This window comes from Actinomadura kijaniata NBRC 14229, from assembly GCF_001552175.1.
In the GTDB taxonomy this organism is placed as follows: domain Bacteria; phylum Actinomycetota; class Actinomycetes; order Streptosporangiales; family Streptosporangiaceae; genus Spirillospora; species Spirillospora kijaniata.
In genome coordinates this window covers 21980-37751 of the sequence record NZ_BCQR01000045.1, presented here as the reverse complement: position 1 = coordinate 37751, position 15772 = coordinate 21980, and the positions used below count along the sequence as shown (strand labels likewise).

The following is a 15772-nucleotide window of genomic DNA, read 5'->3' as shown; positions in this document are numbered from 1 at the left end:
ATACAACCTGTATCCCAATACCGGCTGCATGCGCCCCTTAGAATCGGGTCGTGGACGATCACCCGGCCGGGCCGCCCTCGCGCGGCGAACGCCAGCAGCAGACGCGCGCCGCGCTCGTCGTCGCCGCCCGCGACGTGTTCGCCCGCGACGGCTACCACGGGGCCAGCCTCGGCGAGATCGCGCGCATCGCCGGGTACACCAGGGGCGCCGTCTACTCGAACTTCGCCAGCAAGGCCGAGCTCTTCCTCGCGGTGATGGACGCCAACCTCCACCTCGTCGGCCGGCGGACCTGGGACCCCTTCGACCCGGTGACCACCGGCACCGACACCGGCGTCACCGAGGTGATCCGCGGTATCGCCCTGGCCACGCTGGAGTTCATCGCGGTCGCCGCCCGCGACGACCGCCTCAGCGAGGCGCTGGCCGACCGCGTCCAGGTGCTCCTGGACCTCTACACGCGCATCGCCGCCGAGGCGCGCGCGGACGACGAGCCACTGGCCGCCGCCGAGGTGGGCGCCCTGCTCGCGGCCCTCGACCAGGGCGTGACCCTCCTGGGACTGTCCGGGATCGCGACCATCGACCAGCGGATGATGCGCATCGGCCTGCGCCGCCTGATCGACCCCGCCCGCGCGGCGACCCAGCCCCCCACCGACGAACCAGGCGGCCCGGCCGCCCTACACGACCAGGAAATCCACCACCGAATAGCCACCGCCCACCAAGACCCCGCCTAACAACAACACCCGTTGACCGCAAGGCGGGATGCGCGCCGTGCTCGCCCTTGGGGCGGTTCGGTGGCAGTGAAGCGCGCGGGGAGTGCCGGTACAGACCTGGCGGGCCCGTTCGCCCTCGCCCTGCGGCGCACCTCATCCGAACGCGCTTCCGAGCAAGCGGTCACGCGGGCGAAGACGGCGTCCGTTGAGCGGTCTGGCCGCCAGAGTCGGACTCGTCCCCGGCGACGGGGAGCCGAAGGACTGTGTGGCACCGGGGACGTCCGGGCTCGGCAGGGTCCTGCTGCCAGGCTTCACCGACGACGGACTGAGGGCGGACACCGCGACGAACGCCGGACGCCCGGCGGGTCAGCTCAGGGGGCGATCAGGAGCTGTCGCCTGCGGCCGGTGTGGCTGACCGTGAGGAACTCACGTCACTCGAGGACGGTGACGGTGGGCAGCGTTCCTTGCAGAGTGGCTCCTACGGATTCAGGTGAGATCGCCTTGCCGTCTCGCTCGACCAGAGTGAAGCGAGGCGGGTGATAGGGGGAGAGCAAGTACCGGCCGGGCCGGAGACTTCGAGAGCTTGGGACGGTGAAGGTGCGGTAGTCGGTCCACCGGCTCAGGAAGCCGCACACCTCCCTGTTGTAGGGCTGTGCTTCTCCGGTCACCTTCCTCGTCGTGGTCACAACGAGGTTCTTGTCGGACGGCGGGATCGCGGTGCTCTCTTTCGGCGCAGGGTAGAAAGCGGCCTGTCCCTGGTCCTTGGAGCCGCTGGGGCTTCTCGCCCCGCCGATGTAGTAGTTGTAGCCCCCATTGGCGTCTGGCCGGTTGTGCTTCTCTCCGAAGCACTGACGTGAGCCGCCCGGCAGATACTTCACTCCCTGGAGCGTCCTGGCCTGGAACCTGATCGTCATCTGGACCTTGGTCCCGGCACGAACGCGAGCAGGTGTGACCGCGATGTCAAGGTGGATGTAGGGCGTCTCGGAAGCGGGCATGTTGGGTTGGCCGAGGAGTGCACCGGGTTGAGTGAACGATGCCCGGACCGAACTGCGGGCTTCGCCACCGACTTCCGGAGAGGACGGCAGAAGCAGCGCGATCGCGACTACGGCGGCCGTTCCCGCGCCTGCGATCCCAGTGGCCCCCTTGGCTCCGCCGACCTTGGCCAGAACACCCTTGCCTGCGACTGCTCCTGCCTTTCCGCCTTCAAGGGCGGCCACCCCCTGGCCTGCCGACGCCGCTCCCGAACCGACCGCGGAAGATCCCGGTGTGAGGACGGAGGCACCGAGCATCACCGCAGGCGCGGCAGTGCCCAGTGCGGCTGCGATCGCACCGAGGGCGACGAGACCGCGCCGTTCCCATTCGGGGCCGTAGGTTCGAACTGCGATCGCTTCCAGCTTCGCGACGAAGTCGTTCGCGTCCCAGAGCCGTTCGCCGGGGTCTTTGGCCATCCCTCGCGCCACGAGAAGACGCAGTTGCTCAGGAATGCGGTCGAGTGGGACAGGGGCGGTCGTGTGTTGCTCGCGCAACCCTTCGAGAGTGATGCTCTGGTAGGGCTTCTGCCCGGTGACGCACTCAACGAAGACACATGTGGCCGCGTAAACGTCGGTAGCGGGCGTCGCCGGATGACCCGTCCACTGTTCGGGAGCCATGTAGGCGGGGGTGCCGACCACTCCGCCCTGGCCGCTGAGAACGGCGATGCCAAAGTCGATCAGCTTGCTCTGTCCGTCGTCCTGGACCAGCACGTTGCCCGGTTTGTAGTCGCGATGGACGATGCCGACGGCGTGCGCCGCTGCGAGGCCGAGCAGGGAGCCTTTGAGGATGCTCAGCGAGGCTTCGGGAGCGAGAGGGGCACCGCGATCGTCCAACACCCTGCGCAGTGAACGGCCAGGGACCGCCTCCATCACGATCGCCGCGCCGGCGGATGTGGTGAAGTAGCCCAGTAGGCGAGCCACATGCGGGTTGGACACACGTTCCAGCAACGCGGCTTCGTTTCGGAACGCGTCGAGTGTTCGGGGGTCGCCCATCAGCGCGGGTGACAGGTACTTGATTGCGACGTGTTGTCCAGAGCCTTCGTGGCGGGCCAGCACCACCTGGCCTTGGCCGCCTGCGCCCAACTCCTTGAGTTCGACGTAGCCGGGGAGGCGCCACTCTGCCCGCCTCATCCGAGCTTCTGAAGCTGCTTCTTCAGTACTTCGGTCGCGCGTCTGCTGGTGGGATCGCCGGATTCCTTGGGCTCTGTTCGCTCATAGTAGATCGAAGATACGAGCAGATTGCCGTACGAAGCATAGTCGTACATCAAGTGAAGGATGTTGTACTTGCTTGTGGCCGACGGGTACTGCTGTCTTTCGGTTCCTCTGCCGTGCACCCAGTTCCCGACGTTGCCGGTATCGAACTTCCAGGTGTCTTTGTGGGAGAAGAGAGTGAAGTTCTCCCGTATCCTCTTGGCGGCGACATTCCGCTTGGCCGGGCAGGATTCGGCCTTGTCCTGTAGAGCTACGTAGGCCTTCTTCGCTTCGTCTGGGCTCCCGTAGAGGGCAATCGTTTGGACGTAAGCGATCTCGCCTTTTCCTCTTGTCGCGTTGTTGAACTGGCGAGTGACCGTCTTTGGCGATCCAGGAAGCTTCGCTCCTGACAGGGAGCACATGGGGGCCCGGCCGTCTTTGGTCACATCAGCCACGGCCCGAATCTCGCGGACGTTCGGGCCGATCTCCTTCGGTGAGAGCAAGCGCTGCTCCACCTGTTCTGTCGAGTAGCTCGGCTGTGGAGCGGGCGTGGGTACGGCGGAGGTGGCTTGAGGCCGGGACGGCTTCTTCTCGTCCTTGCCGCTGCATCCGGTGAGAGCCAGGGCGGAGGTGAGCAGCGCGAGAGTCAGCTTCCGGCCCGTCGGCCCGCTGGCGAAGGAGGTCATTGCCGAGTATTGGCCTGAATTTCGCTCACGACGAGCGGGGTCGCCGCCGAGTCCATCGACAGGTCTTCGAGCGTGCCCGTGGAGGATTCGCATCCGGCGCCGTCGCAGGTCCAAGTGACTTCCCATATGATCTTCGCGGTGATCTGATAGGCGCCACCGGGCTGACCGGCGGAAGAGCGCTTGTACGTGTAGCCGCACGACCTGCCGTCCTTGCTGCCTCCGTCGTCGCACTTGAGTGACGTTTCGCCGAGTTGCCACTCGACTGACTTCGGGGTCGCCGTGGCCTGCACGACCTGGGTGCCTGCTCTGACCGGTTCGGAATGCACCGTGACGAAATTGTCGACCCAGAGCCCCGTTCTCATCCGGACATAGGTCTTCTTGTCGGGGGACGTGTGCACGACCGGCCTGGGAAGGGCGGTCAATGTGCGGGCCCACTCGGCCAGCATGCCGGTGTCCGGCTCGGGGGGCGGTTGGGCACCGTCACCTCCGCCGAGGCCCAGGCCTTGATCGTCCGTTGGGAGGGTCGGGATCTCGCCCCCTCCTCCGCCGTTGTTTCCGTTTCCGCTGCCACTTCCACCGCCGGAACCGCCACCACTCCCGACGCTGCAATCGAATTTTCCGCCGGGGAGTTTGCGGCAGGGAGCGGCGTCGGCGGGGATGGCGGTGAGAAGAGCTGCCACCAGGCCCATGGTCACCGGCAGGGCGGTTCGGGTGAGGTGGCGTCGTGCTGGGGTTCGGGAGGTTGTTGTGGGGGTGTGCGACGCGGTGGGGGTCAGCATTTCTTGTCCCGGATGGTGTCGGAGACTTTCCAGGTGCCGTTGTCGTAGCGGACGGCCGTTCGGTGGAGGTGAGCCTCGCCGGGGCCGCCCTCCACGCGCTGGCCGGTCCTGGCGTTGAAGCGGTACGCGGCCAGGGTGCGCATGCAGTCGACTACGTAGACCGTCAGGCCGTCCTTGGCTCGGGCGTAGACCTTGGCGTTCGAGATGTTCGTGAAGCGCCAGATCTGGTTCTGGGCCTTCATGCGTTCGACGTCCTTGGTGACGTGGGTCAGGAGCGGGTCCGTCGCCACCGTGGACAGTTCGGTGGGGTCGTTGCGTTCGTAGACGCGTTTGTAGACCTGCTGGTACTCGCGGTACCGCGTCAGAACGGCCTGGTCGACCTGGGGCGTGGGCAGTGCGGACGGGTGTGACGGGTCGGTGGCCGGGTCGGCGGTGCCGGCCGGGGTGGCGGGGGCTCCGTTGTCGGCGGCGTCGCGGGGGCGGAACGTGCCCGAGTTCGCGTCGGTCCCGCCGCAGGCGGTCGTCGTCGCCAGGAGGGTGCCGGTCAGGAGGCAGGCCGTCGCGCGGAGTGTCCTCGTCGTGGCAGGGCGGGGCGCGGGGTGTGGGGGGTGTACCGACCGGGCGCGCATTGCCATCCCTGACTCGTTCGGCCGACAGCGTGGCGGAGTACGCGCGAAAGCTTACAGAGGTGGATGATGCGGGAAAAGAGATTCGTTGCGGAAAGGTTCCGTCTGGCGGGGGACGGGCGGTGTCGGCGGTTTGCCGGGGCTGGGGACGGAACGCGGGCAGGTGCGGTGTCGTTGCTGGTTGCTGGCGTTATGAGCGTGGGGCGTACATGATGACCGCGACTCCGACGAGGCAGAACGCCGTGCCGACGAGGTCCCAGCGGTCGGGGCGGTAGCCGTCCAGCGCCATGCCCCACGCCAGGGAGCCCGCCACGAACACCCCGCCGTAGGCGGCCAGGATGCGGCCGAAGTGCGCGTCGGGCTGGAGGGTGGCGACGAAGCCGTAGAGGCCGAGGGCGATGATCCCGGCGCCGATCCATCCGGCGCCCCGGTGCTCGCGGACGCCCTGCCAGACCAGCCAGGCTCCGCCGATCTCGGCGAGCGCGGCCAGGGCGAACAGCAGCAGGGAACGCGCGACGGTCATGGGCGATCACGTTAGCGGCCGCCGGGGGCGCGGTTGACCTCAAGAATGGTTGAGGTTGCATGCTGGTCGTGTTGTCGATCAATGAGGAAGAGGGCGTGGCATGCGTGCGGTGTGGTTGACGAAGTTCGGCGGGCCCGAGGTGCTGGTCGCCAGGGAGACGCCGGAGCCCGAGGCCGGGCCCGGGCAGGTGCTGGTGGACGTGGCGTTCGCGAACATCACGTTCGTGGAGACGCAGTTCCGGTCCGGGAAGCCGGGGCCGTTCAAGGGGGAGCCTCCGTTGATCCCGGGGAACGGTGTCGGGGGCGTCGTCGCCGCGGTGGGCGAGGGCGTCGATCCGGGGCTGGTCGGGCGGCGGGTCGTGACCGGGACCGGCGGGTCCGGCGGGTACGCCGAGCGGGTCGCGGTGGACGCCGCGGGGCTGTTCGAGGTGCCGGAGGGGCTGGCGCTCGACACGGCCGTGGCGGTGCTGGCGGACGGGCGGACCGCGACGTGGCTGTTCGACGGTCTCGGGGTCAAGGAGGGTGAACGCGTCCTGGTCGAGGCGGCGGCCGGGGGTGTCGGGTCGCTGCTGGTGCAGATCGCCAAGAACGCCGGGGCCGTCGTGGTCGCGGCCGTCGGCGGGGAGCGCAAGGCCGGGGTCGCCCGGGAGCTGGGGGCCGACGTCGTCGTGGACTACCGGCGGCCGGGGTGGGCCGACGAGGCCGGGGACGTGGACGTGGTGTTCGACGGGGTCGGCGGAGAGATCGGGCGGGCCGCGTTCGGGACGCTGCGGCCGGGCGGACGGATGGTCAGCTACGGGCTGGCCAGCGGGGAGTGGGCCGGGATCTCCGAGGAGCGGGCCGCGGAGCGCGGGGTCGAGCTGGTCCAGCCCGCGGCCACGCCCGAGCTGATGCGGCAGGCGACCGAACGGGTCCTCGCCGACGCCGCGGGGGGCCGGGTGCGGCCGCTGGTCGGGCAGCGGTTCCCCCTGGAGCGGGCCGCCGACGCGCACGCGGCCATCGAGTCGCGGGCGACGGTGGGCAAGACGCTGCTGGAGGTCTGACCCGCGGGCCGGAGGTTTTCCCCGGCGGTCAGCGGCAACACCACCACCGCACCGCTGGAGGAGGGACCGTGATGGCGGACGGCAGGGTCGTGGTGGTGACCGGGGCCAGCGGCGGGGTCGGGCGGGCCGCGGCGCGGGAGTTCGCGCTGCGCGGGTACCGGGTCGGGCTGCTGGCCCGCGGGGAGGCCGGGCTGAAGGCCGCCGCCGAGGACGTCGCGGCGGCCGGGGGCCGGGCGCTGGCGGTGCCGGTGGACGTGGCCGACTTCGCGGCGCTGCGGGAGGCCGGGGCGCGGGTCGAACGGGAGCTCGGGCCCGTCGACGTGTGGGTGAACACCGCGTTCAGCACGGTGTTCGGGGAGTTCATGGACATCGAGCCGGAGGAGTTCCGGCGGGTCACCGAGGTGACCTACCTCGGGTTCGTGCACGGGACGCGGGTCGCGCTGGAGCTGATGGCGGAACGGGACCGGGGCGTCATCGTGCAGACGGGGTCGGCGCTGGCCAAGCGGGGGATCCCGTTGCAGTCGGCCTACTGCGGGGCCAAGCACGCGATCCAGGGGTTCCACGAGTCGGTGCGGGTCGAGCTGCTGCACCGGGGGAGCGGCGTCCGGACGACCATGGTCCAGCTTCCCGCGGTGAACACGCCGCAGTTCACGTGGGGCAAGGCGCGCATGCCGCGGCGGGCGCGGCCGGTGTCGCCGATCTACCAGCCGGAGGTCGCGGCCGGGGCGCTGGTGTACGCGGCCGAGCACCCCCACCGGCGGGAGTACTGGGTCGGCGGGAGCACGGTGGCGACGCTGGTGGGGCAGCGGCTCGCGCCCGCGCTGCTGGACCGGTACCTGGCCCGGACCGGCTACGGGTCGCAGCAGGGCGACGAGCCCGCCGACCCCGACCAGCCGGTGAACCTGTGGCGGCCCGTGGACGGCGAGGGCGGCCCGGACTTCGGGGCGCACGGGCGGTTCGACGAGAAGGCGCATCCGCGCAGCGTCCAGTGGTGGGCGTCGCGGCACCGGTGGGCGTTGACGGCGGGCGGTCTCGCGGTGGCCGCCGGATGGGCGGTGGGGGCGCGACGACGGGGAGGGTGATCCGCACCGGCGGCGGCGGTCCGCGGTTCATGCCACTGATCGCGGGCTTCTTTCGGTGTTCGCGGGGCTGAATGGTCCCGGAGCTGGTGGGTAGGCGGGGTGGACGGGCACCGCCGGACACGCAGCGCGCATGCGACGAACACGGAAAGGGGTGTTGACGATGAGCGCCACGGTCGCCGACCACCTGCTGGAACGGTTGCGCGAATGGGGGGTCGAGACGGTATTCGGCTACCCGGGGGACGGGATCAACGGTCTCCTCGCCGCCTGGGGCAGGGCCGGAGACCGGCCGCGGTTCGTGCAGGCGCGGCACGAGGAGATGAGCGCGTTCGAGGCGGTCGGGTACGCCAAGTTCACCGGGAGGGTGGGCGTGTGCGCGGCGACGTCCGGGCCCGGGGCGATCCACCTGCTGAACGGCCTCTACGACGCCAAGCTCGACCACGTCCCGGTCGTCGCGATCGTGGGCCAGACCGACCGCAGCGCGATGGGCGGCTCCTACCAGCAGGAGGTGGACCTGCTGTCGCTGTTCAAGGACGTCGCCAGTGAATACGTGCAGATGGTGACCGTTCCCGAGCAGCTGCCGAACGTCCTGGACCGCGCGATCCGGATCGCGGTCGCGCGGCGGGCCCCCACCGCCGTGATCATCCCGGCGGACGTGCAGGAGCTGGAGTACAGCCCGCCCGGGCACGCGTTCAAGATGGTGCCCTCGTCGAGGCCGGGGGTGGACTGGCCGCGGATAGCGCCGGACGGGGAGGCGGTGCGGCGGGCGGCGGAGGTCCTCAACGCCGGGCGGCGCGTCGCGATGCTGGTGGGGACCGGGGCGCGCGGCGCGCGGGCCGAGGTGGAGCGGGTCGCGGACCTGCTGGGCGCGGGCGTCGCCAAGGCGCTGCTCGGCAAGGACGCGCTGCCCGACGACCTGCCGTGGGTGACCGGGTCGATCGGGCTGCTGGGCACCCGGCCGAGCTATGAGCTGATGCGCGACTGCGACACGCTGCTGACGGTCGGGTCGAGCTTCCCGTACACGCAGTTCCTGCCGGAGCTCGACCAGGCGCGGGGCGTGCAGGTCGACATCGACCCGACGATGATCGGGATGCGGTACCCCTACGAGGTCAACCTCGTCGGGGACGCGGCGGCGACGCTGCGGGCGCTGATCCCGCTGCTGGAACGCAAGACCGACCGGGAGTGGCGGGAGACCGTCGAGTCGAACGTCGGGCGGTGGTGGGAGACCATGCGCCGGGAGGCCCTGGTGGACGCCGACCCGGTCAACCCGATGCTGCTGTTCCACGAGCTGTCGGACCGGCTGCCCGAACGGGCGATCGTCACGGCCGACTCGGGGTCGGCGGCGAACTGGTACGCGCGCAACCTCAGGTTCCGCGCCGACACGCGGGGGTCGCTGTCGGGCACGCTGGCGACGATGGGGCCGGGCATCCCGTACGGGATCGGCGCGAAGGCCGGGCTGCCGGACCGGCCGGTGATCGTGTTCGAGGGCGACGGGGCCATGCAGATGAACGGGCTGGCCGAGCTGCTCACCGTCCGGCGCCACTGGCAGGAGTGGGAGGACCCCCGGTTCGTGGTGGCGGTCCTGCACAACAACGACCTCAACCAGGTCACCTGGGAGATGCGGGCGATGCAGGGGGTGCCGAAGTTCCCGCAGTCGCAGACGCTGCCGGACATGGACTACGCGGCGTTCGCCTCGGCGATCGGACTGGAGGGGATCGTGGTGGACAAGCCGGACCAGGTGGGGCCCGCCTGGGACCGGGCGCTGGCCGCCGACCGGCCGGTGCTGCTGGACGTGCACTGCGATCCGGACGTCCCGCCGATCCCACCGCATGCGACGTTCGACCAGGTGAAGGACGCGGCGCAGGCGTTGCTGAAGGGTGACGAGGACCGCTGGGGCGTGCTCCGGGAGGGCATCCGGGCCAAGGCCCAGGAGTTCCTGCCGCACCGGGGGAAGAAGTGAGCGCTGCCGGTGACCCGCTGGTGCGGTCGGTCCAGGCGGCGGCGTACACCGTGCCGACCGACCGGCCCGAGGGGGACGGGACGCTGGAGTGGGACGCCACGGACGTGGTGGTCGTGCGGGCCGAGGCCGAGGGGACGGTCGGCCTCGGCTGGGCCTACGGGGGGTCCGCCTGCGCGGCGGTCGTGGCCACGAAGCTCGCGGACGTGGTGCGCGGGCTGCCCGCGCTGGACGTGGCGGGCGCGTGGCAGGCGATGGTGCGCGCGATGCGCGACGACGCGCGGCAGGGCATCGCCGGGTGCGCGATCTCGGCGGTGGACGTGGCGCTGTGGGACCTGAAGGCGCGGCTGCTGGAGGTGCCGCTGCACCGGCTGCTCGGCGGGGTGCGCGAGAGCGTCCCGGTGTACGGCAGCGGCGGGTTCACGACCGATGACGACCAGCGGCTCGTCGCGCAGGTCGAGGAGTGGGTCGGCGCGCTCGGCATCCCCCGCGTGAAGATCAGGGTCGGGGAGGACTGGGGGACGGCCGTCGACCGGGACCTGGAGCGCATGCGGCTGGTGCGGGAGGTCGCCGGGGACGAGGTCGCCCTGTACATGGACGCGAACGGCGCCTACTCGCGCAAGCAGGCCGTCCGGGTGGCGCGGGCGGCGTGGGACCTGGACGTCGGATGGTTCGAGGAGCCGGTGTCGTCGGACGACCTGGAGGGGCTGCGGGTCGTGCGGGACGCGGTGGACGCGGACGTGACGGCCGGGGAGCACGGGTACGACCTGGCGTACTTCCAGCGGATGTGCGAGGTCGTGGACTGCCTCCAGGCGGACGCGTCGCGGTGCGGCGGGATCAGCGAGTGGCAGCGGGTGGCGGCGGTCGCGGCGGCCCGCGGGCTGGAGGTGTCGGGGCACTGCGCGCCGCACCTGCACGCGGTGGTGGGCGCGGCGACGCCGAACCTGCGGCACCTGGAGTGGTTCCACGACCACGTGCGGGTCGAGTCGCTGTTCTTCGACGGCGTGCTGGAGCCGGAGGGCGGGGAGGTGCGGCCCCGCGGGGACGCGGTGGGGCACGGGCTGACGTTCCGGGAGGCCGACGCCGAGCGCTTCCGGGTGCGGTGAGGACGCGGCGGCCTCCGGCGCCCCGCGTGCGCCGATGACTGCGGAAGGTGACGCGGTTCATGGGCGCGACGGTGCGGGAGGTCGTCGGGGACGTGGTGGCCGAGGCGGCCCCGGAGGAGCAGCCGCTCCTGCGGGGTCTGTACGGGCTCGACGACGCGGGGGTGCGGCGGGCGCTCCGGCGGCGGACCGCGCGGCGCAGGCCGGTGGGGTTCGGGGTGACCGAGGCCGTCGTGCTGGTCACGCCCATGGTGTGGATGGTCGTGGAGGGGGCCGTCGGGCACGCGGCGGGGGAGGCCGTCGGCCGGGCCGGGCGGGCCGGGCTGCTGCGGATGCCCGAGGTCGTGCTGGACGCGTCGGCGGACACGCGGGGGGCGGTGACGTTCCGGCGCGCGAGGCGGCACACGGTCTGCCTGGACGCGGGCCTGGTGAAGACACTGCGCACGGGGTCGCCGGGCGGCGCGCCGGCGTTCTGGGGGGCGGACCCCTCCTTCCGCTGGGAGTGGGACGTGGTCGGCGGGCGCGGGGCGGGCGGCCGGGAGGACGTTCTGGGAGCCGCGCGGTTCGACGCGGTGGTGCTGCACGAGTTCGCGCACGTCCGCAACGGGGACGTGACCCTGTTCTACGCGGCCGAGGAGATCGTGATCGCCGACGGGCCGGCCGGGGCGCTGGCCGTCACGGTCATGGGCGGCGCAGCTTTTCCTGGCCGACGGCCTGTCCCGCGGCCGCGCCCACTTCTGGAACCGCCGGGAGTGACGCCGGCCGCGCCGGGGGCGGGTCGGCGGGGTTCGGGTGCGTGCGCGCGCCCGGTCGGTGCGATGATGTCGCGGGAACGAATCGATCGCGGCCGACGCTCGTGTCGGCCGTGAAGCGGGCGACGGCGGAACGAGGAAGCCGGTGGAAATCCGGCGCGGTCCCGCCACTGTGATCGGCGAGCGGATCCCGAACGCGCCACCGCCCCCGTCAGGGGGTGGGAAGGCCGGGACGAGCGACGACCCGAGAGCCAGGAGACTCACGCCGTCGCCACCTCGACGAGTCCGGGGCGGATCTCCCCGGGGAGGAGTGTGGAACGGCTGTGTCTGCTGTGCGGACGCCGGGGCGTCGCGCCCTGGCCGCGCTGGTCGCCCTGATCGCGCTGGGAACGAGCACCGGGTGCGGGGGTGGCGGCCCGGCACGGAGCGACACCGGGAGGACCGCGGCCGGGTTCCCCGTGCGGATCGACAACTGCGGCGTCACCACGACCTACCGGCGGCCGCCGACGCGCGCGGTGACGTTGAACCAGCACACCACCGAGATCATGCTCGCGCTCGGGCTGGAGCGGTCGATGGTCGGCACCGCCTACCTCGACGACCGGATCCTGCCCGAGTACCGGGGCGCCTACGGGCGGATCAAGGTGCTGGCCGGGGAGTACCCCTCCTACGAGACGCTGCTGGCGGCCGAGCCGGACTTCGTCTACGGCGGGTTCACCAGCGCGTTCGCCGACAAGGACGGGCGCGGGCGCGGGACGCTGGCCAAGGCCGGGATCAACAGCCACCTGAGCGTCGAGTCCTGCCCGAACGGGCCGGTGACCGTCGAGACGGTGGACGCCGAGATCCGCGCCATCGCCCAGATCTTCGGGGTGCGCGACCGCGGCGAGCAGGTCGTCGCGCGGATGCGCACGACGCTGGAGGGCGTGCGGAAGCGCGTCGCGGGGGTGCGCCCGCCCAAGGTGTTCGTCTACGACAGCGGCGACAAGACCGCCTTCACCGCCGGGGGCGGGGGCGTCGGCAGCGACCTGATCCGGCGGGCCGGGGGCACCAACGTCTTCGGCGACCTGCCCAAGGCGTTCGGGGACGTGTCGTTCGAGCAGGTCGCCGAGCGGGCCCCCGACGTGGTCGTCATCTACGACTACGGGAGGACGACCGTCGAGGAGAAGAAGCGGTTCCTGCTGGGGAACCCGGCGCTGAAGGACGTTCCGGCGATCCGGGACCGGCGGTTCGCGGTGCTGCCGCTGTCGTCGACCGTGCTGGGCGTCCGGGTGCCGGGGGCGGTGGAGTCGCTGGCCCGCCAGCTGCACCCCGAACGCTTCCGGTGACCGGGGCGGGGGCGCGGCGGGCGCCGTACCCGCTGGTCCTGGCCGGTCTGGCGGCGCTCGTCGTGGCCGTGGCAACGCTGGGCGTCGCGGTCGGGTCGGTCCGGATCCCGGTGGGCGACGTGTGGGGCGTCCTGCTGCACCGGCTGCACCCCGCGCTCGCCGAGCCGACCTGGCCCGCGGTGCGCGAGACGATCGTGCTGGACGTGCGGCTGCCGCGCGTGCTGATGAGCGCCGTCGTCGGGGCGGGGCTGGCGGTGTGCGGGATGGCGTTGCAGGCGCTGGTGCGCAACCCGCTGGCCGACCCGATGCTGCTGGGGATCTCCTCGGGCGCGACGGTCGGGGCCGTGCTGGTGGTGACCGCGCACGTGACGGTGCTGGGGGCGTTCTCGCTGCCGTCGGCGGCGTTCCTCGGGGCGCTGGCCGCGCTGATGCTGGTGTACTTCCTGGCGCGCGTCGGCGGGCGGATGACGACGGTGCGGCTGGTGCTGTCGGGGGTGGCGACGGCGGAGGTGCTGTCGGCGGTGACCGGGTACCTGGTGGTCACCTCCGACGACCCGCACGCGGCCGAGTCGGCGCTGCGGTGGATGCTGGGCGGGCTGGCCGGGACCACCTGGGGGATGGTCGCGGTCCCGGCGGCCGCGGTGCTGGCCGGGACGGTCGCGCTGGCCGGGACGGCGCGGTGGCTGAACCTGCTGCTGGCGGGCGAGGAGGCCGCCACCGCGCTGGGGCTGGACGTGCACCGGTTCCGGACCGTGATGTTCGTGCTGGTCGCGCTGGTGGTCGGGACGATGGTGGCGGTGAGCGGCGCCATCGGCTTCGTCGGGCTGATCATGCCGCATGTGGTGCGGCTGCTGGTGGGCGCCGACCACCGGCGGGCGCTGCCGGTGGCCGCGCTGCTGGGGGCCGCGTTCCTGATCGTCGCCGACCTGGTGGCGCGGACGGTGATCGCTCCGGAGGAGGTGCCGGTGGGGATCCTGACGGCGCTGGTCGGCGGGCCGTTCTTCCTGTGGCTGATGCGGAGGCGGACGGCGTGAGCGCGGACGCGGGGACGCTGCGGGTCGAGGACGTCTCGGTGGCCGCCGGAGGGCGGACGCTGGTGGACGGGGTGACGCTGGAGGCCGCCGCCGGGGAGGTCGTCGGGCTGGTCGGGCCGAACGGGGCGGGCAAGACGACGCTGCTGCGCACGCTGTACCGGTCGGTGCGGCCGTCGTCGGGGCGGGTGCTGCTGGACGGCGAGGACGTCCGGCGGATGCCCGGCAGGCGGCTGGCGCGGCGGCTGGCGGTGGTGGCGCAGGAGAACCCGGGCGAGTTCGCGCTCACCGTCTACGAGGTCGCGGCGATGGGGCGGACGCCGTACAAGCGGGCGTTCCAGGGCGACGACGCCGGGGACCGCGCGGCGGTGACCGAGGCGCTGGCGGAGATGGGGGTCGCGGAGCTGGCGGCGGCGCCGTTCGACCGGCTGTCGGGCGGGGAGCGGCAGCGGGTGCTGATCGCGCGGGCGCTGGCGCAGCGGACCGGGACGCTGGTGCTGGACGAGCCGACGAACCACCTGGACCCGCGGCACCGGCTGGACGCGTTGCGGCTGGTACGGCGGCGGGGCGTGACGGCGGTGGCGGCGCTGCACGACCTGAACCTGGCGGCGGCGTTCTGCGACCGGATCTGCGTGCTGGACCGGGGACGGCTGGTGGCGTCGGGGGCGCCGGGCGAGGTGCTGACGGCCGGGCTGCTGGCCGAGGTGTACGGGGTGGAGGCGGAGGTGGCCGAGCATCCGCGCCTGGGGACCGTGCAGGTGACCTTCCTGCCATGAGCGTCCCGGCGGAAGCGGCCCTGGCGGACGTCGCGGGGCTCGGGGGTTTCTTCGCGGTGACGGTCGGCGGGGACGGCGCGGGCTGGCACCCGGTGGGGGAGTCGTACGCGCGCGGGCTGGCGGACCTGGTGGCGGAGCGGCACGCCCGGTACGGGGCGGAGGAACGGGTCGCGGCGTCGATCGCGCAGCTGGGTCACGCGGCGCGGCTGTGGTCGCCGGTGCTGGCGTGCGCGCTCGCCCACGGGATCGTCCTGGACCTGGCGGACCTGGAACGCGCCGACGACGGGCCGCGGTTGCGCCTGCCGGTCGCCCGGGGACGGCCGGCCGGGGGACGCCTGGTGGAGGACCTGTACGAGCTGGTGGTGGTGCGGCACCTGGAGGCGCTGGCGGCGGGGCTGCGGGTGAAGGTCGCGCCCGGCCTGCTGCACGGGAACGCGGCGTCGGCGCTGGCGGAGGCGGGGCGCGCGTTGGCGCGGGCCCGCCCGTGGCTGCGCGCCGACGCGTCGCGGCTGGTGGGCGGGCTGCTGGAGACGGGGCGGCTGGCGGGCACCGGGCGGCTGACGGGGCCCGGTCTGGGGTTCCGGCGGCGGAGCTGCTGCCTGTACTACCGGGCGCCCGGCGGCGAGAAGTGCGGCGACTGCGGCCTGGCCAGGTAGACCAGCTGCCCGGGGACGGCGCGGTGGCGGGTCATCGCCAGCTTGCGCATGACCCGTTCGGACGCCCTGTTGGCCGGGGCGCAGCGGGCCACCACCAGGGCGATCCTGACGCGCGTGAACGCCTCGGCCAGGACCGCCCCGGCCGCCTCGGGGGCGGTGCCCCGGCCCCAGGCGTCGGCGACCGCCCACCAGCCGATCTCCAGGGCCGGGTCGTCGATGCCGGGCAGGGCGTCGTCCAGCCAGCTCAGGGAGACCACGCCCAGGAACGTCGCGTCGGCGGCGTCCAGGACCGCGCGCCAGCCGAAGCCGTGCCGGGACCAGTGGTCGAGGGCGCGGCGGTGGCGTTCGGCGGCGCGGGCGCGGGTCCAGGGGCGCTGGCCGGGATGGCGCGCGACCCGCGGGTCGCCGGTCATCGCGGCGAGGTCGGCGGCGAAGTCGTCCCGCCAGGCGGGCAGGAGCAGCCGTTCGGTGCGCAACGGGAGCGTGGCCACGTCGTTCACCCGACCGAGGC

16 protein-coding genes and 1 riboswitch are annotated in these 15772 nt (G+C 72.6%); of the genes, 10 read left to right on the top strand and 6 right to left on the bottom strand.

What is annotated here, in order from left to right:
• The first annotated feature begins 50 nt into the window (after positions 1-50).
• A complete protein-coding gene (locus tag AKI01S_RS16215) occupies positions 51-728 on the top strand; it encodes a TetR/AcrR family transcriptional regulator (protein ID WP_067817556.1) in 678 nt (225 codons plus the stop codon).
• A 410-nt stretch (positions 729-1138) separates the two neighbouring features.
• Here the strand turns inward: AKI01S_RS16215 and AKI01S_RS52825 are convergent, their stop codons facing one another.
• The 5 genes from AKI01S_RS52825 to AKI01S_RS16190 all read right to left on the bottom strand — a co-directional run bounded on the left by AKI01S_RS52825 (position 1139) and on the right by AKI01S_RS16190 (position 5543).
• Complete coding sequence (locus AKI01S_RS52825; protein ID WP_067817552.1) at positions 1139-2869, bottom strand: serine/threonine-protein kinase; 1731 nt, start codon at positions 2867-2869, stop codon at positions 1139-1141.
• Positions 2866-3615, bottom strand: coding sequence for a hypothetical protein (locus tag AKI01S_RS50565; protein WP_157419871.1), 750 nt, complete (start codon positions 3613-3615; stop codon positions 2866-2868). Before AKI01S_RS50565 ends, AKI01S_RS52825 begins: the two co-directional genes overlap by 4 nt.
• Entirely contained in the window at positions 3612-4295 is a 684-nt protein-coding gene (locus AKI01S_RS16200) for a hypothetical protein (protein WP_157419870.1), read from the bottom strand. The genes AKI01S_RS50565 and AKI01S_RS16200 overlap by 4 nt, the downstream gene beginning before the upstream one ends.
• A 92-nt stretch (positions 4296-4387) precedes the next feature.
• A complete protein-coding gene (locus tag AKI01S_RS50560) occupies positions 4388-5029 on the bottom strand; it encodes a hypothetical protein (protein WP_157419869.1) in 642 nt (213 codons plus the stop codon).
• 181 nt (positions 5030-5210) lie between these two features.
• The gene (locus AKI01S_RS16190; protein ID WP_067817540.1) at positions 5211-5543 is read right to left on the bottom strand and encodes a YnfA family protein; all 333 of its coding nucleotides are present in this window, start codon (positions 5541-5543) and stop codon (positions 5211-5213) included.
• Between the two features lie 100 nt (positions 5544-5643).
• Between AKI01S_RS16190 and AKI01S_RS16185 the strand changes: the two genes are divergently transcribed.
• The 9 genes from AKI01S_RS16185 to AKI01S_RS16145 all read left to right on the top strand — a co-directional run bounded on the left by AKI01S_RS16185 (position 5644) and on the right by AKI01S_RS16145 (position 15261).
• Positions 5644-6585 carry a zinc-binding dehydrogenase gene (locus tag AKI01S_RS16185; RefSeq protein WP_067817535.1) on the top strand — a complete coding sequence of 314 codons (942 nt, stop codon included), beginning with the start codon at positions 5644-5646 and terminating at the stop codon, positions 6583-6585.
• Between the two features lie 71 nt (positions 6586-6656).
• The gene (locus tag AKI01S_RS16180) at positions 6657-7667 is read left to right on the top strand and encodes an SDR family oxidoreductase (RefSeq protein WP_067817532.1); all 1011 of its coding nucleotides are present in this window, start codon (positions 6657-6659) and stop codon (positions 7665-7667) included.
• Between the two features lie 160 nt (positions 7668-7827).
• Positions 7828-9624, top strand: a complete 1797-nt coding sequence (locus tag AKI01S_RS16175; protein WP_067817529.1) for a thiamine pyrophosphate-requiring protein — start codon at positions 7828-7830, stop codon at positions 9622-9624.
• Entirely contained in the window at positions 9621-10727 is a 1107-nt protein-coding gene (locus AKI01S_RS16170) for an enolase C-terminal domain-like protein (protein ID WP_067817526.1), read from the top strand. The genes AKI01S_RS16175 and AKI01S_RS16170 overlap by 4 nt, the downstream gene beginning before the upstream one ends.
• A 59-nt stretch (positions 10728-10786) precedes the next feature.
• A complete protein-coding gene (locus tag AKI01S_RS16165) occupies positions 10787-11593 on the top strand; it encodes a hypothetical protein (protein ID WP_157419868.1) in 807 nt (268 codons plus the stop codon).
• Positions 11562-11757, top strand: a riboswitch (cobalamin riboswitch). (Overlaps the previous gene by 32 nt.)
• A 42-nt stretch (positions 11758-11799) precedes the next feature.
• Positions 11800-12798 carry an ABC transporter substrate-binding protein gene (locus tag AKI01S_RS52820; protein WP_245681643.1) on the top strand — a complete coding sequence of 333 codons (999 nt, stop codon included), beginning with the start codon at positions 11800-11802 and terminating at the stop codon, positions 12796-12798.
• Complete coding sequence (locus AKI01S_RS16155; protein ID WP_067817521.1) at positions 12795-13832, top strand: FecCD family ABC transporter permease; 1038 nt, start codon at positions 12795-12797, stop codon at positions 13830-13832. The genes AKI01S_RS52820 and AKI01S_RS16155 overlap by 4 nt, the downstream gene beginning before the upstream one ends.
• Positions 13829-14605: an ABC transporter ATP-binding protein gene (locus tag AKI01S_RS16150; protein WP_067817518.1), complete on the top strand. Its 777-nt coding sequence runs from the start codon at positions 13829-13831 to the stop codon at positions 14603-14605. The genes AKI01S_RS16155 and AKI01S_RS16150 overlap by 4 nt, the downstream gene beginning before the upstream one ends.
• On the top strand, positions 14602-15261 hold the full coding sequence (locus AKI01S_RS16145) for a (2Fe-2S)-binding protein (protein WP_067817515.1): 660 nt from the start codon (positions 14602-14604) through the stop codon (positions 15259-15261). The genes AKI01S_RS16150 and AKI01S_RS16145 overlap by 4 nt, the downstream gene beginning before the upstream one ends.
• On the opposite strand, the gene AKI01S_RS16140 is transcribed toward AKI01S_RS16145, so the two are convergent.
• Positions 15210-15761: a GNAT family N-acetyltransferase gene (locus tag AKI01S_RS16140; RefSeq protein WP_067817512.1), complete on the bottom strand. Its 552-nt coding sequence runs from the start codon at positions 15759-15761 to the stop codon at positions 15210-15212. The genes AKI01S_RS16145 and AKI01S_RS16140 overlap by 52 nt on opposite strands.
• Positions 15762-15772: the final 11 nt, after the last annotated feature.

What these genes read in the sequence shown, in the direction of transcription:
- AKI01S_RS16190 (WP_067817540.1), bottom strand. Translation starts at nt 5,543, where the DNA reads ATGACCGTCGCGCGTTCCCTGCTGCTGTTCGCCCTGGCCGCGCTCGCC.
- AKI01S_RS50565 (WP_157419871.1), bottom strand. Translation starts at nt 3,615, where the DNA reads ATGACCTCCTTCGCCAGCGGGCCGACGGGCCGGAAGCTGACTCTCGCG.
- AKI01S_RS16145 (WP_067817515.1), top strand. Translation starts at nt 14,602, where the DNA reads ATGAGCGTCCCGGCGGAAGCGGCCCTGGCGGACGTCGCGGGGCTCGGG.
- AKI01S_RS16175 (WP_067817529.1), top strand. Translation starts at nt 7,828, where the DNA reads ATGAGCGCCACGGTCGCCGACCACCTGCTGGAACGGTTGCGCGAATGG.
- AKI01S_RS16165 (WP_157419868.1), top strand. Translation starts at nt 10,787, where the DNA reads ATGGGCGCGACGGTGCGGGAGGTCGTCGGGGACGTGGTGGCCGAGGCG.
- AKI01S_RS16185 (WP_067817535.1), top strand. Translation starts at nt 5,644, where the DNA reads ATGCGTGCGGTGTGGTTGACGAAGTTCGGCGGGCCCGAGGTGCTGGTC.
- AKI01S_RS52825 (WP_067817552.1), bottom strand. Translation starts at nt 2,869, where the DNA reads ATGAGGCGGGCAGAGTGGCGCCTCCCCGGCTACGTCGAACTCAAGGAG.
- AKI01S_RS50560 (WP_157419869.1), bottom strand. Translation starts at nt 5,029, where the DNA reads ATGGCAATGCGCGCCCGGTCGGTACACCCCCCACACCCCGCGCCCCGC.
- AKI01S_RS16180 (WP_067817532.1), top strand. Translation starts at nt 6,657, where the DNA reads ATGGCGGACGGCAGGGTCGTGGTGGTGACCGGGGCCAGCGGCGGGGTC.